Genomic DNA, 22,748 nt, shown 5'->3' on the forward strand with positions numbered 1-22,748 from the left:
CATGGCCATGTTCCTGATTCGCCGCCTCGGCCACGGCATCCTGGTCCTCTGGCTGATCAGCATCGCGGTGTTCGCCCTGTTCTTCGTTGCTCCGAGCAACGTGGCGCAGACGCTCGCGGGCCGGCAGGCCACGCCGGAGACGATCGCGCTGATCAAGCACCGGCTCGGTCTCGACCTGCCGGTCTGGAAGCAGTACCTGGACTTCCTCGGCAACGCGGTGCGGGGCAATCTCGGGTACGACTACTACCACCAGGTGCCGGTCACGCACATCATCGGGCAGGCACTGCCGATCACGGTCTCGCTGGCGCTCGGCGCCGCCGTACTGTGGCTGGCTCTGGGCATCTTCAACGGCGTGATCTCGGCAACCCATCCGCGCTCGCTGGCGGATCGCGGGCTGACGTTGTTCTCGTTGTTCTTCTACTCGTTCCCGTCGTTCCTGCTCGGTCTGCTGCTGCTGTACTTCCTGTACTTCCGGCTCACGCTCAGCGGCTTCAGCTGGTTCCCGGCAGGCGGGTACTCGCCGATCACCGGCGGGATCGGGCCCTGGTTCCAGCACCTGCTGCTGCCCTGGATCGCGCTCGCCCTGTTGCTGGCGGCAACGTATACCCGGCTGACCCGCGGCTCGATGCTGGACGTGCTCGGCGAGGACTACATCCGGACCGCGCGGTCGAAGGGGATCCGGGAGAGCCGGGTGGTCGTCCGGCACGGTCTGCGCAGCGCACTGACGCCGGTGGTCACGCAGTTCGGCATCGATCTCGGGCAACTGATCGGCGGCGTGGTCGTCATCGAGACCGTGTTCAGCCTGCCGGGACTGGGGCAGACCGCGGTCGTCGCCATCAACCAGCAGGACCTGCCGGTGATCATCGGCATCGTCCTGTTCGCCTCGGCCGCGGTGGTGGTCGCCAACCTCCTGGTGGACATCGCGTACGCCGTACTGGACCCGCGCGTCCGGCTGCACTGACGCCGGGGCGGCGGCCCCGGAGGGCAGGGGGTGTGATCCGTCGTGACCCGCCGGAACGGGTCAGGACGGGCCTCCTGCCCTCCGGCCTGCCGTGACCTTCGGCCGGGCCGGAGGGTCTTCGGACTCTGACCGGCGACGAGCCGTGGACGGACGGTGGTGGTGACAGGACCCCCGCCCGTGTGCGGGCGCCGGTCGTCGGGTACCGGGCCTGTGGCCGGATTGGAGGCTCACCATGGGTGCAGCCATTGCAATACCGCTGCTCACGATCGCTCTGATCTCGCTCGTTCTCGCGCTCTGGACGCTGTACGCCGTCGGGGTGGAAGCATTCAGCTTCGCCAAGTTCACGCGGCGCCACGGGTCGGGCGAGACCGCGGCGCACTACGAACCCGGAGACCACGAGCACGTCTCGACGAAACCGCCGGAGGGATACGGGAAGAGCTGACTCCTTCGGTACCTTGTCGGCGTGATCGCTGTTTACGGTGCGGGTGGCATCGGGTGCTACGTCGGCGGGCGGCTGGCCGCGACCGGTACGCCCGTGACGTTCGTCGGCCGGCCGCGGATGGCCGCTGAGCTGGCCGCGAACGGGCTGCGGCTGACCGACTACCTGGGGGCGGACCTCCGGGTCGAGGACGTGCGGTTCGAGACGACGCCGTCCGGTGCGGCCGGCGCGAATCTGGTGCTGGTGACGGTGAAGTCCGCCGCGACCGAAGGCGCCGCTGCCGAACTCGCCGGCGTCCTGAAGCCGGGCGCGGTCGTGGTGAGCTTCCAGAACGGCATCCGGAACGGCGAGCTGCTGCGGTCCCGGCTGACCGAGCAGGTGGTGATCACCGGGATGGTCCCGTTCAACGTGCTGAACCGGGGCGCCGGCGTGTTCCACCAGGGCACCGAGGGCGCGCTCGACGTCCAGCGGGACGCCGCGCTGACGCCGTACCTAAGCGCGTTCGAGCGCGCCGGGCTGCCGCTCACGCAGCACGAAGACATCCTCCCGGTGCAATGGGCGAAGCTCCTGCTGAACCTGAACAACCCGATCAACGCGCTGTCGAACCTGCCGCTGCGCGACGAGCTCTCGCAGCGCTCGTACCGCCGTTGCCTGGCCGCGGCACAGGCCGAGACCCTCGGGATCCTCGACGCCGCCGGGATCCGCCCGGCCCAGCTGCTGGCGATCCCGATGCACCGCTTCCCCACAGTCCTCCGGCTGCCCGATTTCCTGTTCCGGCGGCTGGCGAGCAAGGTGCTCGCGGTCGATCCGCTCGCCCGGACGTCGATGTGGGAGGACCTCGAAGCCGGACGGCCGACCGAGATCGACTACCTGAACGGCGAGGTCGTCCGCCTCGCGCGGTCGCTCGGCCGGACCGCGCCGGTCAACGAGCGGCTCGTGGACCTGATCCACGCCGTCGAGACGGACCGGCGCTCGTGGTCAGGACCCGAGCTCGTCCGGGAACTTCAGCGGTAGCTCCGCACGCACGTTGACGCTCACCGTCCGGTAGGTGAAGCCGAGGTGCTCGTTCAGCCGCCGCATGTTCGCGTTGCCCTGCTGGGTCCACGTGTAGATCTCGGTGATGCCGTGCTCGGCCGCCCACGCCATACTCGACCGCTTCAGCGTCGACGCCACGGCCTTGCCGCGCCATCGCGGTACGACGGCGGTGTAGGCGACCTCGGCGCGCTCGGGCTTGTCGGTGTCGAGCATCAGACCGGCGACACCGATCACCTGGTCACCGGCCACCGCCAGGAACATCGCGGCCGGGTCGTTGATCCACTCCGTTGCCCACTCCTCGGCCGTCACGTCCATCGGGGCCGTGGTGTCGAGATCCGGGAGAGTCGGGACGGCGACCTGCTCGTACGCCGCGGCCCACAGCTCGGGGCGCTCCGAGACCTGCACGACGTCGTACTCCGTGGGCGTGGGCGGCCAGGGCTCGTCGGCGATCTGGCGGACCTGCTCGACCTGGCGGAGGTACTCGGTGTAGCCGAAGCGTTTCGCGAACTCGAGCGAGCCGTTGTCGTCGATGCTGCAGCCGGCGATCGTGAAGCCCTGCGCCGCCGCGTGCTCGGTCAGCGCACGGAGCAACGCGGTTCCGATCCCCTGCCGGCGCGCCTCCGGACGGACGCGCGCGATCACGGACGCGCGGTCCGCCTCGTTCGAGCGGTCGGAGGTGCCGTGCGCCGCGACCTCGCCGTCCAGCTCCGCGACCAGGAACAGCCGCTGCGGCGTCTCGGCCTTCCGAAGCTCGGCGATGCTGGGCGCACGCTCGTCGGGCAGCACGGCGAGGCGCACCTGACGCCAGGCTTCGTAGTCGGCGTCGGTCTCGACGGGCCTGATCCGGATCACCCGGTCATTAGGCTCCACCGCGATCTCGCCCTGCCATGCAATTTCATATTATGAGATCAGATCTCTCGTATGATGAACACATGGATGTTGCGGTGATCGGTGGGAGTGTGGCGGGACTGCAGGCCGCGCTGACCTTGGGGCGGGCCCGGCGGCGGGCGGTGGTCTTCGACGACGGGCGGGCGCGGAACCGCGCGGCGTCCCACGTGCACAACTTCCTCGGCGCGGAGCAGCCGGCGCCGGATGAGCTGCTGGCGGTGGGGAGACGGCAGCTCGCGACGTACGACGTCGCCGTACGCGATGGGCGGGTCGACGACGTCGAGGTGGTGGACGACGGGTTCGTCGCCGGTGGTGAACACGTGCGGGCCGTGGTGCTGGCGACCGGGTTGCGGGACGAGCTGCCCGACGTACCGGGCGTCGCCGACGGGTGGGGGCAGTCGGTCGTTGCGTGCCCGCACTGTCACGGGTGGGAGGTCCGTGATCAGCCGTTGGTGCAGCTCGGGATGCGCGGAGCTCCTGAGCGCTCGGTGGCGCGGGCTGTCCTGTTGAGCCGATGGAGCGACGACGTGACGTTGTGCACCGACGGGGACGAACTGACCGCCGCTCAACGGGATCAGCTCGACCGGGCCGGAGTCGCGGTTCGCACCGAGCGCGTCGAGGAGGTGCGGGCCGGCTCGGTCGCGCTGACCGGCGCCGAGCTGCCGGCGCGGCGGGTCTTCGTCGTCGTCCGGCAGCATCAGCAGAGCGACCTGGCCGAGCGACTCGGGTGCCAGGTCACCGACGGTGCGGTCGTGACCGACGAGGGCGGGCGGACGACCATGCCGGGCATCTACGCGGTCGGTACGACGGCGAGTCCGGCGCTGCTCGCGATCGGAGCCGCAGGTCACGCGAGTACGGCGGCCGTCGCCGTCCACGCGGATCTGCTAGAGCTGGATCTGAGCAGCCGGCGGTAGCCGCGCCGGGTCGGCGATCGGCCACTCCAGCGGCGAGCCCGGGAGCTCGTCGAGTTGCAGCAGGCACCAGGGCGAGAGATCCGGGAGGTCCCGGAGCTCGGACCATTCGGCCCATCGGCAGTCCGCGACCTCGGCCGGGTTCGGCGTGGGGTCACCGGTCCACCACACCCGGTACACCGGGCAGATCTCGTTCTCGACCACACCCGTCGGCATCTCGGCGCGGTACCGGAACTCCGGCAGCACCAGCTCCGCGGCGTCCACGACGATGCCCAGCTCGTCGGCGAGCCGGCGCCGGACCGCCTGCGCGGGCGGTTCGCCGGGGAGTGGGTGCCCGCAGCAACTATTGGTCCAGACGCCCGGCCAGGTCGGCTTGCCGAACGCCCGCTGGGTCAGCAGCACCCGCCCGGCCGGGTCGACCACGTAGCTGGAGAACGCCAGGTGCAGCGGGGTCGCCGCGTGGTGGACCGTCGCCTTCGCCTCGGTCCCGACCGCACGCCCGCCCTCGTCCACCAGCACAACCCGCTCGTCGATCACAGGGCCGAGCCTAATCCGATTCCGGAGGCTCGGCGGCGGCTGTTAGCCTGGGAGTGTGACCAAGCACTGCGTGACCTATCGACCGGCTCTGGGAGGAGCCGGCCCTCGGTAGTCCCCGCAGTCGCTCCCCCCAGAGCCTCCGAGGCAGGAACCGTCCGGTTCCTGCCTCTTTCCGTTTGCCGGAGGCACTGGTGCACGGGTGCCTCGTCCTGAGAGGAACCCTCGTGAACGCTGTCATCGACCGGTTACGCCGTACCACCGACACTGTCGTCGGACTCGAAGATCTGGAAGCCCGGCTGGAATCCGGCCGGCCGTTGCGGATCAAGTACGGCGTCGACTGCACCGCGCCCGACCTGCATCTCGGGCACGCGGTGAACCTGTGGATGATGCGCCGGCTGCAGGATCTCGGGCATCGGGTCGTGTTCCTGCTCGGCGACCTCACCACCCGCGTCGGCGACCCGACCGGTCGCTCCGAGACCCGGCCGGTGCTCACGCCCGCACAGATCGACGCGAACGCGGCGTCGTTCCTCGAGCAGGTGTCACTGGTGCTGCGCACCGACCCGGAGGTGTTCGAGGTACGGCGCAACTCCGAGTGGTACGACGCGATGCCGGTCGCGGAACTGCTCAGCCTGTTCGCACAGGTCACGCACGCGCAGCTGATGAGCCGGGACATGTTCCGCGACCGGGTCGCGGCCGGGCGGGAGATCGCCGTGCACGAGCTGGTGTACCCGGTGCTGCAAGGCTACGACAGCTTCGCGATGCGCAGCGACCTGACGATCGTGGGGTCGGACCAGCTGTTCAACGAGCAGCTCGGCCGGCACTTCCAGCAGCGGCTGGGCGCGCCGCCGCAGGCGGTGATCACGACCACGATCACGCCCGGGATCGACGGCCGGGCCAAGCAGTCGAAGTCGCTGAACAACTACATCGGGCTGACCGACAGCCCACGGGACAAGTTCGGCAAGGTGATGAGCATCCCGGACTCGCTGATCGAGTCGTACGCACGGGTCTACACCGAGCTGCCCCTGGAGACGGTCGACGCCCTCGCGGACGCCACCGGGCCGGCCGCCCGGGACGCCAAGCTCCGGCTGGCGGCCGCGATCGTCACCCGGTACCACGGGGCCGGCGCCGCCCGCTCCGAGCTGGCCGCCTTCCGTCACACGTTTTCCGAGCGTTCCGAACCGGCCGGGATGCCCGAGCTGGTCGTCGCCCACGACATCACCACGGCCTTCGATCTGCTCCGCGCGGCGCGTCCCGGCGACAGCAACTCCGACCTCCGCCGCCTGCTCCGCCAGGGCGCGGTGACGATCAACGGCGTCCGGACCGACGATCCGGCGGCCCCTGTCGACCTCGGCACGGACGTCGTCCTGAAGTCCGGCGCTCGCACGTGGCACCGGATCAGGCGAGAGTAGGCGGGTGGAGATCAGGACCGTGGAAGCGTTGGTCAGCGTCGGCGACCGCTACGCCGGGCGGGCGCCGGCGTTCGAGGTCGAGCCGGCGTGGTGGGCCGAGGTCGAGGCGATCACCCGGCACCTCGACGCCCTGCTCGGCGTACGGACGCTGGTCCTCCGGCTGGTGCACGCGGACGAGGCCGTGATCGGGCGTGGCGGCCGGGTCGTCTACCACGTGCAGGCGCTGGAGGAGCCGCGGCCGGACGTACTCGACACCACGCCGCTACCCGCGTGGGAGTCGATCGTCGCACCGCATCCCCTGCGGTCGACGTGGGCCGAGGTGGACGGGCCGAGCCGGATGATCGAGTGGGCCCGGGGCATCCTCGGACCGCGCGACGCCGTCCAGGTGAAGACGTGGAACCTGTCGTGCCTGATCCGCTTTCCAGGTGCGTGGGCGAAGGCGACCGGCCGGTTCTGCGGTGTCGACGCGGACATCATCCAGCACGTCAGCCGGTACGACGCGACGCTCGTACCAGCCGTGCTCGGTCAGTCCCCGGACAACCGGTGGTCGCTCCTGGCTCATGCCCCAGGCATCGACTGCTGGGAACCGGACCGGGACACCATCGACCACGTCGTCCGTCGCTGGGTCGCCGTACAAGCCGCCCTGGCGGCCGAGACCGGCGAGCTCGCGGTGCCGAGTGTGTTGCCGCACGACCTCGTCGCCGACCTCACTCGGCTCCTGCCTCGCGTCGACCTCACCGCGGACGAGGTGGCCGACCTGGATCGGCTGATCGCGAGGCTCCCCGACGTCGTCGCCGAACTCGACTCGGCCGGGCTGCCGGTCACGCTCGTCCACGGCGACTTCCACCCGGGCAACTGGCGTTCGGACGGATCGACCCGCAGGATCGTCGATTGGGCCGACGCGTTCGTCGGCCATCCTGCGATCGACATCAAGCGGCTGCAGGACTTCCTGCCCGAGGAGCGGCGTGAGCATCCCGCGGAGGTCTGGTCACAGGCCTGGCGGCGTGAGGTCCCGGGGTCCGAGCCGCTGCGTGCGCTGCGGCCGATGAGCGTGCTGAGCCCGCTCACCTACGCGCTGACCTACCAGCGGTTCCTCGACAACATCGAGCCTGACGAGCGTGTGTACCACGCGGACGACCCCGGGATCTGTCTGCGCGCGGCCCTGCGCGCGTGGCAGGCTGTGCGGGTCGAGGCGAGAGGGTGGGGATCATGACGGTTCTGGTGACCGGCGCGACCGGGAACGCCGGTGGCGCGGTGGTCGAGGCGCTGGCGGAACAGGGGATTCCGGGGCGGGCACTCGTTCGGTCGGAGCGGGAGCTGCCCGCCGGGATCGAGCCGGTGATCGGCGACCTGAACCGTCCGGAGACGTTCGTGGACGCGTTGCCCGCAGTGTCCGGGATCTTCCTGATGAGCGGCTACGAACGGCTCGACGAGTTGCTCGCGAACGCCGTCCACGCGGGAGTCCGGAAAGTCGTCGTCCTGTCGAGCAGTTCACTCGACGGCGACGTGACCAACGCGGTCGCCGCGTACCACCACGCCACCGAGGAAGCCGTGCGGGCGTCGGGTCTGGCCTGGACGTTCCTGCGGCCGAACTCGTTCATGTCCAACACGCTGCGCTGGCGGGACCAGCTGCGGGCCGGTGACGAGGTGCGGGTCCAGTTCCCCGACGTACCGGTGTCGACGATCCATCCGCGGGACATCGGCGACGTCGCGGTGCGGGCCCTGCAGGGCGGGCACGACGGCCGGGTACTGCGGCTGACCGGGCCGATCGCGCTCACACCCGTCGAGCAGGTCGCGATCCTCGCCGACGCCCTCGGTCGCCCGCTGACGGCGTACCCGATGAGCCGCGCGGAAACCCACGACGCCCTGTTCGCGTCGATGCCGGAGCCTTACGCGCGAGCCATCGAAGGGTTCTTCGGCAATGGCACCATCGACGAGACCACCGTCAACGGCACCGTCGCCGAAGTCACCGGCCACCAGGCCCGGACCCTCCAGGCATGGGCCCAGGAAAACGCTGCACTTTTCGGCTAGTTCAGCGCCTTGAGGTAGTCCTCACTCGTGCAGCTCGCGCCGATGCGCGGGAAGACGTACGAGACCGCGAAGTCGTGGGCGTGGTCGTCGAGGCCGGTCATCGCGTCGGTGACGAAGAACGTCTCGTAGCCGAGGTCGGACGCGGCCCGGCCGGTGGACTCGACGCCGAAGTTCGTGGCGATACCGGCCAGCACCACGTTCGCGATGCCACGGGACCGGAGCTCGGCGTCGAGCGGCGACCGCCCGAAGGCGCCGATCGTTTGCTTGACGATCTCCAGGTCGCCCTCCTGCGGCACGACCTCGGGCGCGAACCCGCTGCCCTCGGGCTGCACGTCCACACCGGGCCGCTCGACCCGGACGTTCACCACCAGCCCGCCCGCCGACCGCGTCGCCGCGGCCAGCGCCACGGATCGCTCGAGCACGACCGGTCCGCTGAGCGGCGCGGTCTGCAGCGCGACGATCCGCGGCATCAGGTCGATCAGGATCAGTGCGGTACGGCGAGACTCCAAGGGATTCACGGGGTGAGCTTAAGGTCGAGCAGATCCACACCGACCAGGTAGCCGGTCGCTGCCGCGTTCTTGCCGGTCAGTGTCACCGCGAGCTGGTGAGCGCCCGCCGTCAACGGCGCGGTCCCCAGAGTCACGGTCTGCGTGCCGACCCCCGACGCCTGGTACCCGTCGAAGCCGACCGCGGCATTCCCGTCGATCCGGACGTCGACGATGCCGTAGTCGGCCGCCTTGGTCAGGACGGCCGACAACTCGTACGTGCCGGTCGTCGGCACGGTGAACCCGAACACCGTCTTGTCGCCGGCCTTGGTGCCGTGGATCCACGCCTGCGCACCACCGGACCAACTGACGCCGCAGCAGTTCCCCTGCGGATCGACCGCGACGGTCGACGAGACCGGCGGCAGCATCGCCTCGCCCTCGACCCGCAACGTCCGCCCGCTGGTCCCCTGCACCGCCGCCGACTTCGGGCCCGCGTTTCCGGCCAGATCCACCGCCGACACCCGGTACGTCCATGTCTCGCCCAGTCCCAGCCCGCTGTGCAGGAACCCGGGCAACGGACTCGTCCCGACCAGTTTCTCGGCGCCACCGGCGACGGCGCCGTACACGTTGTAGTACGCGATCCCGCTCTCGTCACCGACGTCGTTCCAGGTCACGTTGATCGCGTTGTCGGCCCGACCAGTTGCTACTGGTCCGGTGACAGCGCCGGGGGCGCGGTTGTCGTCGTACGGCGCGGTCAGCGACTGGACGACGTACGCGGACGCGGTCCACGGCGGGCCGGTGGGTCGGAGCTCGATGGCCAGGCTCGTGCGTCCGGAGGTGATTGCCGTTGGCAACTGGTAGTTGTCGTCGAGCCAGCGTTGGTGCGTGTTGCCGAGCGGTTGCAGCCAGGTGCCCGCGTCTTTTCCGTTGACAATGACCTGAGCCGATTGCCCAGGACTGTTCTGATCGCTGGTCCGCCGCAGGGTGACGCCACGGTTGGCCGGATCGGTCTTGACGGTGAAGCGGATCGGTTGCGTGCTGGAGCGGACCTGGTCGGTGAGGGTGATGTTGTCGTGGTCGCCTTCGTACACCGAGCTCAGGTCGGCCTGGCTGCCGTTGTCGGCGTACCCGTGCTGCTGACGGCTGCTCGCCGAGCCGGTGTCGATCCGGTCCGTCTCCCGGGCGCCGAACGTCGACGCGGTGTAGAGGAACGCCGTCGAGCCGTAGATCGCCGGGTGGTCGTCCTGCTGACCGTGCTCGATCCCGAAGTCGAGCTGGTTCTCGAAGGCGACCGAGTCGGTGATGTGCAGTCGCCACGCCCCGTCGCACTCGTTGGTGCAGAACCCGGCGCGGACCTCGTGCGCGGAGTTGCCGTGGAACGGGGTGGAGTACGTGCCGGCGTTGAAGTACCAGCCGGATTCGTAGTAGTCCTCGGTCCCGGTGCCGTGGATCGCCGGCGTCCGCTCGCCGTCGACGTACACCCGCTCGTCGCCCTCCAGGTAGCCGCGGGTGTTGCCGTCGGCAAGCAGTCCCTCCATGGTCTGCGAGACGCCGACGAACTTGCCGCGGCCGGCCACGTCGGCGAACGTCCAGTCGCTGCCCTGCGTGGTCTCGCCGCGGGTCGAGATCGCGGTGAAGTAGCCGATCTTCCCGGTCGCCAGGTCGAGCGCCTTGCGGGCGTCCTTCGCCGATGTCACCTCGGTCTGCCCTTTGAGCTGGTACGCCGTGGTGTTGACCAGCGTCACCGTGGCGCGGGCGGCGTACGGCATCGGCCACCAGGAGGAGTACCAGCCGTCGGGGTCCATCGCGAAGAAGAGTGAACGGACCGGGTTCTCACCGAGACCTGAGCCGAAGAACTCGCCGAGCGGTGCGTCGACACGCTTCCGGCCGTCGATCGTCACCTGCACGCGGACACCCGCCAGCAGCGTGTCGGACGGCTTGACCCTGGCGGCATCCTCGTCCGTGGCGGCGTATGCCATCGCGTGCTCGCCGCTCCAGTTCTGCTGCGTGATCGAGTACCCGTGGGCCTGCTCGTCGGCGACGTGCTTCGGTCCCACATCGAGCGTGTCGGTGCGCTGCACCTGACCGCCGACGGTCGAATCCGCCCAGTACAGGAACTCGTTGAAGTCCAAGTCGGACGAGACGAACTGGTTGGTGATCGTGATCTGCGACTTGCCCGCCGTGAGCGCGGCCGGGAGGTCGACCGACTGGTCGTGCCACTGCGCACCTTCCGCCTTGAGCGGCGACCACTCTCCGGCCGGGGCGCCGTCGACGAGGATCCTGGCGCGCTGGTTACCGATCCGCAGGTCCATCCGCCGGGTCAGCTTCACCCCGGTGTTGGCCGGGTCGATCTTCAGCGTGAACGCGCTGCCGCCGACGAACGCCCGGCCGTCGTCGGCGAAGCTCTTCAGATCGAAGCCGACGAGATCGGGCAGCTTCAGCCGCAGAGCGCTCAGCTCGCCGGCGCCGCGGGCGTCCGCCAGCGTCACCTGCTTGCCGGGAGCAAGGTTCAGCGGAGTGCTCGTCGTCCGCGCGTCGGGTCGCGCGGGCTTCGGGTCCTTCGTACCGGAGGCGTTGAGCAGCGCGAGGACGTCCTCCGCCTTGTCGGCCGGGTCGAAGGTCCGGACGCCGTTCGCGTCCGGGAACTGGCGGTAGTCGACGTGGTAGAAGTACGGGTTCGTCTGCGTGGTGATCCGCATCGACGAGCGGTACGGCATCGGGACCCGGAGGTAGACGCCGCCGCTGGTCTGGACGCCGTTCGCGACCAGCGGATAGCTGAACGGTGCGCCGAGCTTGCCGTCGACGATGTCCTGCAACGACCCGTGCAGCACCTGCTTGCCGTCCAGCTCGACCGTGATCGTGCCGGTCCTGGTGACGTTGCCCTCGTCGCGCGTGAACCAGATCGACGCGACCTCGCCGGGACCGCTGTCCTCGGCGATCACGCAGCCGGCGGCCGTCGTCCGCAGACACGAGTAGGTGCCGTCGAAGCCGTCGTTGTTGGTGCCGTCGCGGCCGAAGCTGGAGAACTGCTTCGTCCGGACGCCGGCCTGCAACTCGGGCAGGCGGTCGAGGTTCCGGTAGACGTCCCAGCCGATGGGACCGTTGTCGTTTCCTGATGGCGCGGCCGACGCCGTGGTGACGGGGAGAGCGAGCAGCGCACAGGCGGCGAGAGCGACGACACGACGGAGCATGGGCGGTTCCTTCGTCATGGGAAATCGATTTCTGAGATGTCTACCATCGTTGTCACCGCTTTGAGAAGAGCTCATGACTGTCCAGTTGCCGAGCCCGCTGCAGACCGCCCTTGCCGGTCGCGCGAGACTTGGTCAGCACACAACTTGAGACTGCGGGAGATTTCGATGAGTACCAGCTCTGTTGACGGACCCACCCCACCGCCCCAGTCAGGCAAAGCCCAGATCGGCGTAACCGGCCTCGCAGTGATGGGCCGCAACCTGGCCCGGAACCTCGCGCGCAACGGGTTCCGCGTCGCCCTGCACAACCGCTCCCAGGCCCGCACCGACGCACTGGTCGCGGAGTTCGGCTCCGAGGGCGAGTTCGTGCCGTCGACGGACCTCGCGGGCTTCGTCGAGTCGCTGGAGCAGCCGCGCAAGGTGATCATCATGGTCAAGGCCGGCGCGCCGACCGACGCCGTCATCGACGAGCTGGTGCCGCTGCTCGACGAGGGCGACATCGTCGTCGACGCCGGCAACGCGCACTTCGTCGACACCCGGCGCCGGGAGGCGGCGCTTCGCGACAAGGGGCTGCACTTCGTCGGCTCCGGCGTCTCCGGCGGTGAGGAGGGCGCACTGAACGGCCCGAGCATCATGCCGGGCGGCTCCCCCGAGTCGTACGCGGCGCTGGAGCCGATGCTCACCAAGATCTCCGCCCACGTGAACGGCGAGCCGTGCTGCGTGCACGTCGGCCCGGACGGCGCCGGTCACTTCGTGAAGATGCTGCACAACGGCATCGAGTACGCCGACATGCAGCTGATCGCGGAGGCGTACGACCTGCTCCGGCACGTCCTCGGCCTGGCCCCCGCGGAGCTCGCGGACGTGTTCCGGGACTGGAACACCGGCGACCTCGAGTCGTTCCTGATCGAGATCACTGCCGAGGTGCTCAGCCAGACCGACCCGACGACCGGCGGCGCGTTCGTCGACATCGTCCTCGACCAGGCCGAGCAGAAGGGCACCGGCCGGTGGACGGTGCAGTCGGCGCTCGACCTGGGCATCCCGGTCAGCGGCATGGCCGAGGCCGTGTTCGCGCGGTCGCTGTCGGGTGACGTCGTACGGCGAGAGGCTGCCGCCGGCGTACTGCCCGGTCCGTCGGAGACGAAGGCGGACGTCGACCGGGACGCGTTCATCGACGACGTACGGCACGCGCTGTACTCGTCGAAGCTGGTCGCGTACGCGCAGGGCTTCGACGCGATCCGCGCCGCCAGCGACGAGTACGGCTGGAACATCGACCTCGGCGCGATGGCGACGATCTGGCGCGGCGGCTGCATCATCCGGGCGCGGTTCCTGGACCGCATCAAGGAGGCGTACGACCGCAACCCGGACCTGCCATCGCTGCTCGTCGACGACTACTTCCGGGACGCGGTCGCAAGCGGGCAGGAGGCGTGGCGCCGCGTGGTGGCGACCGCGGCGACCGTCGGCGTCCCGGCCCCGGGCTTCTCGGCAGCCCTGTCGTACTACGACGGCCTCCGCGCCGAGCGCCTGCCGGCCGCCCTGATCCAGGGCCTGCGCGACCTCTTCGGCGCGCACACCTACAAGCGCGTCGACCGTGAGGGCAGCTTCCACCTCGAGTGGTCGGGCGACCGCTCCGAGAGCACCCAGTAGACAGCGGCCGCAGCAACACAGAGGAAGCCTGCGGCTCCGACGCCGGCCACGTTGAACCCGTGGACGGCGTCGGAGTGAGCTGCCGCTGTTCCGGCGACGGTGCTGAGCAACGCCGTGCCGAGTGATGCCCCGACCTGCTGGGACGTCATCACCATGGCGCCGGCCACTGCACTGTCGGCGCCGGCGCCGAGTGTGGCGGTGCTGTTGGCCGTGATCAGGACCCATCCGGTCCCCAGGCCGACCAGCAGGAAGACAGGCATGACCTGCAGCCAATAGTTGCTGTCCGGGCGCAGAAGACCGAGCAGTGCGAGACCTGCTGCGATGGTGAGCAGTCCGGGGCAGATGAGTGCGCGCACGCTCGCCCTGGCGAGCAGCCGGCTCACCGCGCGCACTCCGAGCATGAGTCCGACCGTCAGTGGCAGGAAGCCCAGTCCGGCCCTGATCGGCGTGTAGTGGCGGACCGTCTGCAGGTAGAAGGTCAGAAAGAACAGCGCGGCGAACATGCCGATCGCCAGGCTGAACACCGCCAAGTACGAGCCGGCTCGCTTGCGGTCTCTGAGGACCCTCAACGGCAGCAGCGGATTGGCAACGCGCGCCTGCGCGGCCAAGAACCCGGCCAGTAGCGCCAGGCCGACAGCCACCGATGCATACGTCGCCGGCGCACTCCACCCGTCCGACTCCGCCCGGCCGAACCCGAACACCACCGCCATCAGACCTGCTGTCGCCAGCACCGCACCTAGTACGTCGACCCGCACGCCACTGGCACGCTGCACTGGAGGTACGGCGTACAGAACACCTGCTGCGGCCAGTGCGGCGATCGGCAGGTTCACGTACATGGCCCAGCGCCAGTCCAGGTACTCCGTCAGCACAGCGCCGGCCAAGATGCCCAGTCCGGACGCACTGCCCATGACTGCCCCGTAGATCCCGAACGCCCTGCCACGCTCGGCCGGAGACGGGAACGAGGCTGCGAGCGTCGCCAGCACAGCTGGAGTCAGCAACGCTCCGAAGACGCCCTGTAGTGCACGTCCTGTGAGCAGCACGGCTCCACCGGTCGCTGCGCCGCCCAGCGCGGAGGCCAGCGCAAAGCCGGTCAGCCCCGCCAGGAGCGCCCGCCGCCGCCCGATCAGGTCGCTCATCCGGCCGCCGAGCAGCAGCAGACCGCCGTACCCGAGCGCGAAGAGGGTGATCACCCACTGCCGCGACGGATCCGACAACCCCAGGTCCTGCTGCATCGACGGCAGCGCGATATTCACGATCGTCAGATCGATCCCCACCATCAACTGTGCCGTCGCCACCGCCGCCAACGCCCACCACCGCTTGGCATCAACCTGGGCCGGCACCGCCGTGGTCGCCACTAGAACATCCCGTTCGAGTTCGCGGCGGTGTCGGGGATCGGCTGCATGACATCCCAGTGCTCGACGATCCTGCCGTCCTCGTCGAGGCGGAAGATGTCCACGATCGCCGTCCCCGGCTGCCCCGGCACGCGCACGCCGTACACGTGGGCGATGACGTGGTCGCCGTCGGCGAAGAGTTGCTTGACCTCGGCCCGCAGGTCGGGGAAATCCCGTCGCAGGGTCGCGACGAAGGCCTCGAAACCGGCGATGCCGTCCGCGATCCGCGGGTTGTGCTGCACGTAGCGGTCGCCGATCAGCTGGGCCGCGGCGTGGAAGTCCTTCTGGTTCAGGCCGGCCTCGTAGAAGTCGCGGACCGTCTGCTTGTTGCGTTCGCTCATCGTCATCCTTAAGTGAACAGCTGTAGTGCTACGACTGTAAGGCAACGTGCGTTGCAATACAATCGGCCTATGGACGCTGGGACGACGCGGAGCCGCAACCGGCGCGGGCAGGGCGAACTGCTGCGCCGCGAGATCATCGACGCGGCATTGCGGATGCTCAACGAACTCGGCGACGACGAGGCGCTGTCGCTGCGCGCGGTCGCCCGCGAGGTCGGGATCGCGGCAACCTCGGTGTATATCCACTTCGCCGACCGCGACGAACTCGTGTTCGCCGCCCTCGAGCAGTCCACCGCCGACCTGCTGCGCGACCTCGAGGAGGCCGAGACGAGCGCCGGCGACGATCCGGTACGGCGGTTACGCGCGCGGCTGATCTTCCTCGGCGCGTGGACGCGCGACTACGCCGGCCTCTACAAGGTCCTGCACGAGAGCACGCTGAACCGGCGGATGCACCTGGTCTTCAAGGAGGAACTGGCGGTCCGCGCGAAGGCCGCCGTCCAGGCCTGCATGGACGCCGGACTCGCGCCGGCCGACGACGCGGCGGCCGTGGCGCTCGATCTCCGCGCGGCCGTGCACGGCGCGGTCTCGATCCGGATCAACGAGCCGGAGGCGGAGCTGCCACCGCTGGAAGCGCAGATCGATCGCTTCCTGGTCAGGCTGGTTGGTGTGCGAATCGAACAGGCGTCCCCTTAGGCAGGCAATTGCAGGAACCTGCAAGCGGTTCGCGGGCCGCCGCGGTCCGTTCTAGCGTGACGAGCCGTTGGCCATCGGAACCAACTCTTCTCACAGGGGAGGAACACCATGCCGAAGAAGACAACTGTCGGACGAGCACTGGCTGCGGTAGCGATCGCAGCTTCCTCGACTGCGTGGGTCGGCGCCAGTTCGTCGTACGCCGCCATCGACTGCACGCAGTACGGGACCAACAAGGACGGCGGCTACCTCTACACGAACGGCCCGTACCACACCGGACCAGCAGGCGAGTGCGCCACGCTCCCCGCACAGTCGGGCAAGGCCTACATCTGGTGCTCGAAGTTCAACGCCTACGGCAACCTCTGGTACTACGTTCGCGACGCAACCTCGAACACGGTCGGCTGGGTGTGGTCCGGCAACGTCAGCAGCGTCGTCGATTCGAACCACGCGAAGTGCTGACGACCGACGAACGCTGAGTGGTCCGGCCCGGGGATCGATGTGGATCTGCGGCCTCCAGGCCGGACCACGGCACGGCCTTCCAGTACCTGATCTCAACTGTCAACGGATGTCCCGAGACATCGCACGTACCAGATCTCAGGATTGGCGCTCAAGGGAACATATGTTCTAATAGTCGCACAGTGCCAGTTCCGAAGGAGATCGCCGCAACGATGACTGTAGACACTCTGGCAGTAGAGACGCCGTCCGACGTCGCCGACACTCCCGACCTGATGAACTCGTCGGCCGCCACGGCTGCCGAAACCCCCGACACGTCCGACGCGTCCGACACGGACTCGGCCGAGGTCGCGAAGCCGAAGAAGGCGCCGGCGAAGAAGGCCGCGGGCAAGAAGACCAAGACCCTCGAGCTCACGCTGACCGTCACCGGCACCGCGGACGGCGAGTGGCGGGCCGAGCTGAAGCAGGGCACGACCTACCTGGCGCGCGACCTGGCCGTCGCCGCGGCCGCGGTGTCCCGCGCGGCCAAGGAACTGCACGAGGACCTGTCGACCCCGATCGACGAGGTGATCGAGGAGGCCCGCGCGCAGCAGGCCGCGAAGGTCGCCGCCCTCGAGGCCGAGCTGGAAGCCGCCCGCAAGGCCCTCGCCGACCTCGACTGAAGACTCCCCGTGGTCGGTCACCTTCCCTGACCACCACGGGCAGAAAATGCAGGACCCGTCCGCAACCGTGTGAGGTGGTTGCGGGCGGGTTCTGATTGCCTGCAGCAACCAGCTGAGGTCAGCGGTCGGCAGTGGCGGAGGCCGGCGTGCCGGGACGGTCCTCGGCGGCGGCCAGGGCGTTGGTGACGGTGATGGTCAGCAGGAGCACGGCGGCCAGCACGGCCACCAGCGTCCAGCGGGCTGCGGTGTTGCTCATGTCCTGATGGTCCCGCCGGCTCCCACCGTCCGGAACCTCTGACGGCCGGTTTCAGGGCTCGCTCCGGGATCGCCTCCGGCGGAGTCCTGAGCAGCGAACCGGACCTGAACCGGGACATGAACACGGTGTGACTGAAACGGCACGCCGTAGTGCTGGGCGGGGGTCGTTCATTGCCCTTACCGTGGGTGCCCTGCGGGATTTGGCCGCTCCGGGGTGAGAAGGGGTCAGATGAGCACTTTCCAGGACTTGGGTTCGCTGCTGCTGGTGCGCGGCGCCGACGAGATCGACCATGCGGGCGGAAGCCTGTATGTCCACCTGCACCGCGTCGCCAAGCGCCTCGGCTCCATGGGTGCGTCCGACACCCTGGTGCTGGCCGGCCTGGCGCACGCCGCGTACGGCACCGACGGCTTCCCGACCCATCTCTTCGACTGGCAGACCGAGCGTCCGGTCCTGGAGTCGGTGATCGGTACCGAGGCCGAGCTGATCGTCTACCGGTACGGCGCGTGCGACCGGGAGACCACGTGGCGTGACCTCGCCGAGCACCGGACGGTGACGGACCGCTTCACCGGTACCTCGGAGGAGCTCGGCACCGAGGAGCTCCGCGACTTCGTCGACCTGACGATCGTCAACGAGCTCGACGTCCTCGACCACGACGCCGAGCGGGCCGTGCAGCTGCGCCCGTTCCTCCAGGAGCAGATCCCGCGCTGGCAGTCCCTCGCCTCGCCGGCAGTGCTCACCGAGTCCCAGCGGATCCTGCAGCTCTAGGCCCATGTCTGGATCACCGGACAGCGCCTCACTGTCAGACTGGGGGCCGTGAAACGGTTCCTGTGGCGGGGGTTCCTGGGACTTCTCGGGCTCTGGCTGGTCGTCACCGCGGCTTCTCTCGGCTACAACCTCGCCACCAACGGAACCGCCGCGCCGCCGCCCGGCCTCAAGTACGTGCAGGCGGCCGGCATCAACACCCGCTACGACACCTGGGGTACGTCGGGAGCGCCCGTCGTCCTCGTCCACGGTTCGGCGGAGTCCGTCGACACGTGGTCACGGGTCGTGCCGCTGCTCGCCACCAACCATCGCGTGTACGCGTACGACATCACCGGCTACGGGTATTCCGAGCGCAAGGGGCCGTACACGGTCGAGCATCTCGCGGCGCAGCTGCTCGGGTTCCTGGAGGCGATGCACCTCGGCGGGCCGGGCGAACCGCGGCCGATCCTGGTCGGGCACTCGCTCGGCGCCGGGGTCGCGGCCGAGGCGACGCTCGAGGCGCCGGACCGGATCGGCGGGATCATGTTCCTCGACGGCGACGGGCTGCCGTTGCCGGGCGGTCAGGCCGGGCCGCCGCGCTGGCTGGTCGTCCCGCCGTACCGGACCTCGCTGTTCCGGCTGGTGCTCGACCAGGGCTGGCTGCTGAAGCGGATCTACAACAGCGTCTGCTCCCCCGCCTGCCCGGAAATGGATGTCGACCAGTGGACGCGCCCGTTCCGGCAGCCCGGCGCGGAGCAGGCGGTCTGGCAGATGACGGCGCACGGCATCCCGGCCGTCTCCCCCGACCGGCTGGCGATGCTCAGTGCGCTGAAGCTCCCGAAAGCGGTCGTTTTCGGCGCCGAGGACACCAACGGCGGGAACCCGGCCGAGACCGCGACCCGTATCGGCGCCCCCGCGCCGACACTGATCCCGGACGCCAACCACCTCACGCCGATCTCCCACCCGGCCGATGTGGCGGCCGCGATCGACCGACTTCGCTGATCGCAGATTCCTGGAATTCCGGTGCGGGCCGACGGATGATCGGAGCATGGCCCGATACGAAGTGGTTGCGCGCGCGAAGCCTGATCGCCGACTGTCCAACGCCGCCTACATCGACCTCGCGCTGAACTCGTGCTCCCTGGACAAGGGCCTGCGCTTCCAGCGGATCGAGGACCTGCCGGACGGCACGATAGCGATCGTCCTGCAGCAGAAGCTGTCGCCGCGCAAGCACGACGCGGCCTGCGAGATGGCCAACCGGAGCCTCGCCCAGCTCGGCATCCCGGCCGCCCAGGTCCAGCAGATCGACCTGCACCGGCTGACCCGCAAGGGCGGCCGCGCACTGGTCCGCTCGTGGGTGGGTCCGAACAACCCGCCCGGCCCGGACACCGCAGGCGACCGCGAGCCCCGCCGCCCGAAGCCCACGCCGCCGCACCTGCGGGCCTACCTCACGGAGTGAAGACCTCGAACCGCGTCCCGTACTTCGTGCCCAGCCTGGTGCCGGCCGGGCGGGACGCACCTTCGAGGAACTCCTCGGCGTCGAAGCCGCGGTTCAAGCCGTCGATGTAAGCCTTGTGCGCCTGCAGGGACCTGACACCGACCTCGAACGTGTCGGTCGTGTCCACGCCGTGCCGCGAGTTCGGAGAGCCGGCCGCCCACACCTGCCGTACGCCGTCCCATTTGTCGCCGGCGTCCGGGAAGATCCACCGGTTCGCGGCGTCCCGGACCGCGTCGAGCGTGGCGCGACCGGTGCTGATGTGGTCGGACTGGTTCAGCGCCACGTCGCCGTCCCAGGTGTCGCGGAAGTTGTTCGTGATGACGATGTCCGGCTGGTGCCGGCGGATCGCGGCGGTGATCAGGCGGCGGAGCGCCACGCCGTACTCGATGGTGCCGTCCGGCTGGCCGAGGAACTCGACCACGGAGACACCGACGATCCGGGACGACTCGATCTGCTCGGCCTCGCGCAGCGGGCCGCACTCGGCCGGGTCGACGCCGTCGATACCCGCCTCGCCGGAGGTCAGCAGGCAGTACACCACCTGCTTGCCCTGTCCGGTCCACCGCGCGATCGCGGCCGCGGTGCCGAATTCCAGGTCGTCCGGGTGGGCGACGACAGCGAGCGCCTTCTGCCAGTCTTCGGTCACCGGTTCGAGCGGTTGCGGTTCACTCATGGTCGCAGGCTAGCCGCCGAAGACCTGGTGGGTGTAGGGGTTCTCGAACGTTCGCTGCGGATCCAGCCGGTCGCGGACGGCGAGGAAGTCGTCGAAGTGCGGGTACCGGCCGCGCAGTTCGGCGGCCGTCAGCGTGTGCAGCTTGCCCCAGTGCGGCCGGCCGTCGTAGTCGGCGACGATCTCCTCGAAGGCCCGGAAGTACCCGTCATGCGGCAGCCGGTGGTACTGGTGGATCGCGACGTACGCCGTCGCGCGGCCGGACGCCGTGGACAGCCAAATGTCGTCCGGCGCGGCCACCCGGACCTCGATCGGGAACGGGATCCGCGACCCGGAGGCGTCGATCCACTCGCGCAGCCGGCGGATCACGTCGACCACGTGCTCCCGCGGCACGGCGTACTCCGACTCGCGGAAGATCACGTTGCGCTCGGAACAGAACACCTTGTACGACGCGTCGACGTACTCGCGGGCGGACAGCGCGCGGGAGGCGATCCGGTTGATCCGCGGCACCGTCCCGGGCCGCCGCACGGCGAGCCGGTTGGTCAGCTCGAAGACCTTGTTGGACAGCAGCTCGTCGTCGATCCAGCCGCGGATCCGCCCGACCGGTGACGCGCCGACGCCGGGGCCGACCCGGTTGTTCCGCTTGGTGAGCGCGATGTCGGTGTGCGGGAACCAGTAGAACTCGAAATGGTCGTTGCCGTCGGCAAGCTCGTCGAAACCGTCCAGGACCTCACCGAGCGGCAGCGGCATCTCCTGCGCGCGCAGCAGGAACGCCGGCACGCACTGCAGCGTCAGCGAGCTGATCACCCCGAGCGCGCCGACCGACACCCGGGCCGCGGCGAACACGTCGGGGTTCTCGTCGGGCGAGCAGTGCAGCACCGAACCGTCGGCGGTGACCAGGTCGAGTGCGGCGATCTGCGTGGCCAGGCCGCCGAGCCGCGCGCCGGTCCCGTGCGTGCCGGTGGAGATCGCGCCGGAGACGGTCTGCTTGTCGATGTCGCCGAGGTTCGCCATCGCCAGGTCGAAGGCCGCGAGGCCCTCGTTGAGCTTCCGCAGGCCGGTGCCCGCACCGACGGTCACCCGGCCGGACTCCTGGTCCGCGTGAGTGATCGAGGACAGCCCGTCGAGGCGGATCATCACCTCCTGCGGCACCGAACAGCCCGTGAACGAATGCCCGGATCCGACCGCCTTGAGCTTCTTGCCCTGCTCGGCCGCGGACTTGACCGCCGCCGCGAGCTCGTCGGCGGAGCGCGGACGCAGGGTCTCGATCCCGGTCGCCGACTCGGTGCCGGCCCAGTTCCGCCAGGTGCTCATCCGAAGTTCTTCCCTTCGCCGCGGTAGGTGACCAGCTCGGTCACCTGATCGCCGTCGATCGCCTGCACGACGTCGAACCGCTCCAGCATCTCGCCCGCCTTCGCGTAGCGCATCCACACTCTGTCTCCGAGACGCAGCCGATCGGCCGATTGACCCTGGACCGGCGTCTGCACCTCGCCTGCGCCTTCGGTGCCCAGCAGCTTCAGGCCGGACGGCGCGGCCGGCAGTGGCAGCCGCGACTTCTTGGCCGGCCCGGACGCGACGTACCCACCGCCGAAGAGCGTGGCGATCCGCGGCGCGGGGCGACGTACGACGTCCAGCGCGTACGCCATCGCGTGCTCAGGCTGGAACACGTCGTACTTGTCGAACAGGGTCGGGCCGTAGAGGCCGGAGCCCGCGGTGACCTCGGTGACGACCGGGTCGGCGCTGCTGATCTCGAGGCTGCCCGTGCCGCCGCTGTTGACGATCCGCAGTGGCGCAACCTGCTTGACCGCGTCGACGACGGCACCGCGCCGGTCGGCGAGCTCGGCGGCCGACCGCCGCTTGACCCAGCGGACTGCCGGCGAGGTGTCCGGGAGACCGGCGATCTGCGCCTCGTAGAACATCACGCCGGTCAGCTCGAACGTGTCGTCCGCGGCGACCGTCCGGGCGAGCGCCGCGACCTCGGCCGGGGTCCGCAGCGGGGACCGCCGGACGCCGAGGTGCCGGCCGAGGACTCGCAGCGAGGCGTCGACGTCGAGGCAGACCTGGATCCGGGCGGGGCCGGTCGCGGCGGCCTTGATGTACCCGAGGTGCTCCGGCGAGTCGATCATCAGCGTGATCCGGGAGGCCGCCCCGGGGTCTTCCGACAGCTCGCGGAGCGCGGCCCGATGCGTCGTCGGGTAACCGAGCAGGATGTCGTCGACGCCGTTGCGCGCCAGCCAGAGCGCCTCGGGGAGCGCGTAGCTCATCACGCCGCGGAAGCCGGGACGCTCGAGCGCGGCCGCGATCAGCGCGCGGCAGCGGACCGACTTGGACGCGATCCGGATCGGCGTCCCGGCGGCGCGCCGGACCAGGTCGTCGGCGTTGCGCCGGAACGCGGCGAGGTCGATCACCGCGTACGGCGCGTCCAGCCGCGCGGTGAGCCGGGCATACCTGTCGAAGTCACCCATAACCGGAGTGTAGGTCACGAAATACTGAAAGGTAATACAACTTCTGGTGTGGTGTGCGGGCG

General features: G+C 69.6%; 24 protein-coding genes. 14 read left to right on the top strand and 10 right to left on the bottom strand.

The annotated features are described in order from the left end of the window. Position 1: 1 nt before the first annotated feature. From ACWEOO_RS03510 to ACWEOO_RS03520, 3 genes are all read left to right on the top strand, one after another. The gene (locus ACWEOO_RS03510) at positions 2-961 is read left to right on the top strand and encodes an ABC transporter permease (protein WP_452141605.1); all 960 of its coding nucleotides are present in this window, start codon (positions 2-4) and stop codon (positions 959-961) included. A gap of 232 nt (positions 962-1,193) precedes the next feature. Continuing rightward, positions 1,194-1,403, top strand: a complete 210-nt coding sequence (locus tag ACWEOO_RS03515) for a hypothetical protein (protein ID WP_452141606.1) — start codon at positions 1,194-1,196, stop codon at positions 1,401-1,403. Between the two features lie 21 nt (positions 1,404-1,424). Then, the gene (locus ACWEOO_RS03520; RefSeq protein WP_452141607.1) at positions 1,425-2,414 is read left to right on the top strand and encodes a 2-dehydropantoate 2-reductase; all 990 of its coding nucleotides are present in this window, start codon (positions 1,425-1,427) and stop codon (positions 2,412-2,414) included. Here the strand turns inward: ACWEOO_RS03520 and ACWEOO_RS03525 are convergent. Then, positions 2,379-3,305: an N-acetyltransferase family protein gene (locus ACWEOO_RS03525; protein ID WP_452141608.1), complete on the bottom strand. Its 927-nt coding sequence runs from the start codon at positions 3,303-3,305 to the stop codon at positions 2,379-2,381. The genes ACWEOO_RS03520 and ACWEOO_RS03525 overlap by 36 nt on opposite strands. A gap of 62 nt (positions 3,306-3,367) precedes the next feature. On the opposite strand from ACWEOO_RS03525, the gene ACWEOO_RS03530 reads away from it, so the two are divergent. Continuing rightward, complete coding sequence (locus ACWEOO_RS03530) at positions 3,368-4,237, top strand: NAD(P)/FAD-dependent oxidoreductase (protein ID WP_452141609.1); 870 nt, start codon at positions 3,368-3,370, stop codon at positions 4,235-4,237. Here the strand turns inward: ACWEOO_RS03530 and idi are convergent. Next, positions 4,208-4,771, bottom strand: coding sequence for an isopentenyl-diphosphate Delta-isomerase (idi, locus tag ACWEOO_RS03535; RefSeq protein ID WP_359936334.1), 564 nt, complete (start codon positions 4,769-4,771; stop codon positions 4,208-4,210). The two genes, ACWEOO_RS03530 and idi, sit on opposite strands and share 30 nt — an antisense overlap. A gap of 224 nt (positions 4,772-4,995) precedes the next feature. On the opposite strand from idi, the gene tyrS reads away from it, so the two are divergent. From tyrS to ACWEOO_RS03550, 3 genes are read left to right on the top strand one after another with little or no spacing between them, the layout of a single operon-like run. Beyond that, positions 4,996-6,180, top strand: coding sequence for a tyrosine--tRNA ligase (gene tyrS, locus ACWEOO_RS03540; protein WP_452141610.1), 1,185 nt, complete (start codon positions 4,996-4,998; stop codon positions 6,178-6,180). Positions 6,181-6,184: 4 nt separating this feature from the next. Then, positions 6,185-7,393 (top strand): aminoglycoside phosphotransferase family protein, encoded by a 1,209-nt coding sequence (locus tag ACWEOO_RS03545; protein ID WP_452141611.1) that lies wholly within the window; start codon positions 6,185-6,187, stop codon positions 7,391-7,393. Next, entirely contained in the window at positions 7,390-8,211 is an 822-nt protein-coding gene (locus ACWEOO_RS03550) for an NmrA family NAD(P)-binding protein (RefSeq protein ID WP_452141612.1), read from the top strand. The genes ACWEOO_RS03545 and ACWEOO_RS03550 overlap by 4 nt, the downstream gene beginning before the upstream one ends. Here ACWEOO_RS03550 and ACWEOO_RS03555 read toward each other — a convergent pair. Together ACWEOO_RS03555 and ACWEOO_RS03560 are read right to left on the bottom strand one after the other, a co-directional pair. Continuing rightward, the gene (locus ACWEOO_RS03555; RefSeq protein ID WP_452141613.1) at positions 8,208-8,729 is read right to left on the bottom strand and encodes an isochorismatase family protein; all 522 of its coding nucleotides are present in this window, start codon (positions 8,727-8,729) and stop codon (positions 8,208-8,210) included. The two genes, ACWEOO_RS03550 and ACWEOO_RS03555, sit on opposite strands and share 4 nt — an antisense overlap. After that, positions 8,726-11,887: a DUF2961 domain-containing protein gene (locus ACWEOO_RS03560; protein WP_452141614.1), complete on the bottom strand. Its 3,162-nt coding sequence runs from the start codon at positions 11,885-11,887 to the stop codon at positions 8,726-8,728. Before ACWEOO_RS03560 ends, ACWEOO_RS03555 begins: the two co-directional genes overlap by 4 nt. A 165-nt stretch (positions 11,888-12,052) precedes the next feature. Here ACWEOO_RS03560 and gndA point away from each other — a divergent pair, with 165 nt between their 5' ends. Next, entirely contained in the window at positions 12,053-13,528 is a 1,476-nt protein-coding gene (gene gndA / locus ACWEOO_RS03565) for an NADP-dependent phosphogluconate dehydrogenase (RefSeq protein WP_452141615.1), read from the top strand. Here gndA and ACWEOO_RS03570 read toward each other — a convergent pair. Together ACWEOO_RS03570 and ACWEOO_RS03575 are read right to left on the bottom strand one after the other, a co-directional pair. Further along, complete coding sequence (locus ACWEOO_RS03570; RefSeq protein WP_452141616.1) at positions 13,456-14,883, bottom strand: MFS transporter; 1,428 nt, start codon at positions 14,881-14,883, stop codon at positions 13,456-13,458. The two genes, gndA and ACWEOO_RS03570, sit on opposite strands and share 73 nt — an antisense overlap. Next, positions 14,883-15,260, bottom strand: coding sequence for a nuclear transport factor 2 family protein (locus tag ACWEOO_RS03575; RefSeq protein WP_452141617.1), 378 nt, complete (start codon positions 15,258-15,260; stop codon positions 14,883-14,885). Before ACWEOO_RS03575 ends, ACWEOO_RS03570 begins: the two co-directional genes overlap by 1 nt. A 69-nt stretch (positions 15,261-15,329) precedes the next feature. Here ACWEOO_RS03575 and ACWEOO_RS03580 point away from each other — a divergent pair, with 69 nt between their 5' ends. The 3 genes from ACWEOO_RS03580 to ACWEOO_RS03590 all read left to right on the top strand — a co-directional run bounded on the left by ACWEOO_RS03580 (position 15,330) and on the right by ACWEOO_RS03590 (position 17,062). Next, positions 15,330-15,950, top strand: coding sequence for a TetR/AcrR family transcriptional regulator (locus tag ACWEOO_RS03580; protein ID WP_452141618.1), 621 nt, complete (start codon positions 15,330-15,332; stop codon positions 15,948-15,950). Between the two features lie 108 nt (positions 15,951-16,058). After that, positions 16,059-16,406, top strand: coding sequence for a hypothetical protein (locus ACWEOO_RS03585; RefSeq protein WP_452141619.1), 348 nt, complete (start codon positions 16,059-16,061; stop codon positions 16,404-16,406). Between the two features lie 209 nt (positions 16,407-16,615). Then, the gene (locus ACWEOO_RS03590; protein WP_452141620.1) at positions 16,616-17,062 is read left to right on the top strand and encodes a DUF6319 family protein; all 447 of its coding nucleotides are present in this window, start codon (positions 16,616-16,618) and stop codon (positions 17,060-17,062) included. Between the two features lie 118 nt (positions 17,063-17,180). Here the strand turns inward: ACWEOO_RS03590 and ACWEOO_RS03595 are convergent, their stop codons facing one another. Further along, complete coding sequence (locus tag ACWEOO_RS03595) at positions 17,181-17,318, bottom strand: hypothetical protein (protein WP_359936355.1); 138 nt, start codon at positions 17,316-17,318, stop codon at positions 17,181-17,183. Positions 17,319-17,546: 228 nt separating this feature from the next. Between ACWEOO_RS03595 and ACWEOO_RS03600 the strand changes: the two genes are divergently transcribed. The 3 genes from ACWEOO_RS03600 to ACWEOO_RS03610 are packed head-to-tail and all read left to right on the top strand — an operon-like array spanning position 17,547 to position 19,515. After that, positions 17,547-18,083 carry a DUF6817 domain-containing protein gene (locus ACWEOO_RS03600; protein ID WP_452141621.1) on the top strand — a complete coding sequence of 179 codons (537 nt, stop codon included), beginning with the start codon at positions 17,547-17,549 and terminating at the stop codon, positions 18,081-18,083. Between the two features lie 48 nt (positions 18,084-18,131). Further along, on the top strand, positions 18,132-19,061 hold the full coding sequence (locus tag ACWEOO_RS03605; RefSeq protein ID WP_452141622.1) for an alpha/beta fold hydrolase: 930 nt from the start codon (positions 18,132-18,134) through the stop codon (positions 19,059-19,061). A 46-nt stretch (positions 19,062-19,107) separates the two neighbouring features. Then, entirely contained in the window at positions 19,108-19,515 is a 408-nt protein-coding gene (locus ACWEOO_RS03610) for a hypothetical protein (RefSeq protein ID WP_359936361.1), read from the top strand. Here ACWEOO_RS03610 and ACWEOO_RS03615 read toward each other — a convergent pair. The 3 genes from ACWEOO_RS03615 to ACWEOO_RS03625 are packed head-to-tail and all read right to left on the bottom strand — an operon-like array spanning position 19,505 to position 22,686. Next, a complete protein-coding gene (locus ACWEOO_RS03615; protein WP_359936363.1) occupies positions 19,505-20,224 on the bottom strand; it encodes a PIG-L deacetylase family protein in 720 nt (239 codons plus the stop codon). The genes ACWEOO_RS03610 and ACWEOO_RS03615 overlap by 11 nt on opposite strands. A gap of 9 nt (positions 20,225-20,233) precedes the next feature. After that, on the bottom strand, positions 20,234-21,535 hold the full coding sequence (locus ACWEOO_RS03620; RefSeq protein ID WP_452141623.1) for a D-arabinono-1,4-lactone oxidase: 1,302 nt from the start codon (positions 21,533-21,535) through the stop codon (positions 20,234-20,236). After that, positions 21,532-22,686 carry an amino acid deaminase/aldolase gene (locus tag ACWEOO_RS03625; protein WP_452141624.1) on the bottom strand — a complete coding sequence of 385 codons (1,155 nt, stop codon included), beginning with the start codon at positions 22,684-22,686 and terminating at the stop codon, positions 21,532-21,534. The genes ACWEOO_RS03620 and ACWEOO_RS03625 overlap by 4 nt, the downstream gene beginning before the upstream one ends. Between the last annotated feature and the right edge of the window lie 62 nt (positions 22,687-22,748).

This window comes from Kribbella sp. NPDC004138 (assembly GCF_053603655.1).

Coding starts and splice junctions, on each gene's coding strand:
- ACWEOO_RS03510 (WP_452141605.1), top strand. CDS start 2: ATGGCCATGTTCCTGATTCGCCGCCTCGGCCACGGCATCCTGGTCCTC.
- ACWEOO_RS03515 (WP_452141606.1), top strand. CDS start 1,194: ATGGGTGCAGCCATTGCAATACCGCTGCTCACGATCGCTCTGATCTCG.
- ACWEOO_RS03530 (WP_452141609.1), top strand. CDS start 3,368: ATGGATGTTGCGGTGATCGGTGGGAGTGTGGCGGGACTGCAGGCCGCG.
- ACWEOO_RS03550 (WP_452141612.1), top strand. CDS start 7,390: ATGACGGTTCTGGTGACCGGCGCGACCGGGAACGCCGGTGGCGCGGTG.
- ACWEOO_RS03560 (WP_452141614.1), bottom strand. CDS start 11,887: ATGCTCCGTCGTGTCGTCGCTCTCGCCGCCTGTGCGCTGCTCGCTCTC.
- gndA (WP_452141615.1), top strand. CDS start 12,053: ATGAGTACCAGCTCTGTTGACGGACCCACCCCACCGCCCCAGTCAGGC.
- ACWEOO_RS03575 (WP_452141617.1), bottom strand. CDS start 15,260: ATGAGCGAACGCAACAAGCAGACGGTCCGCGACTTCTACGAGGCCGGC.
- ACWEOO_RS03580 (WP_452141618.1), top strand. CDS start 15,330: ATGGACGCTGGGACGACGCGGAGCCGCAACCGGCGCGGGCAGGGCGAA.
- ACWEOO_RS03585 (WP_452141619.1), top strand. CDS start 16,059: ATGCCGAAGAAGACAACTGTCGGACGAGCACTGGCTGCGGTAGCGATC.
- ACWEOO_RS03590 (WP_452141620.1), top strand. CDS start 16,616: ATGACTGTAGACACTCTGGCAGTAGAGACGCCGTCCGACGTCGCCGAC.
- ACWEOO_RS03595 (WP_359936355.1), bottom strand. CDS start 17,318: ATGAGCAACACCGCAGCCCGCTGGACGCTGGTGGCCGTGCTGGCCGCC.
- ACWEOO_RS03600 (WP_452141621.1), top strand. CDS start 17,547: ATGAGCACTTTCCAGGACTTGGGTTCGCTGCTGCTGGTGCGCGGCGCC.
- ACWEOO_RS03610 (WP_359936361.1), top strand. CDS start 19,108: ATGGCCCGATACGAAGTGGTTGCGCGCGCGAAGCCTGATCGCCGACTG.
- ACWEOO_RS03615 (WP_359936363.1), bottom strand. CDS start 20,224: ATGAGTGAACCGCAACCGCTCGAACCGGTGACCGAAGACTGGCAGAAG.
- ACWEOO_RS03620 (WP_452141623.1), bottom strand. CDS start 21,535: ATGAGCACCTGGCGGAACTGGGCCGGCACCGAGTCGGCGACCGGGATC.
- ACWEOO_RS03625 (WP_452141624.1), bottom strand. CDS start 22,686: ATGGGTGACTTCGACAGGTATGCCCGGCTCACCGCGCGGCTGGACGCG.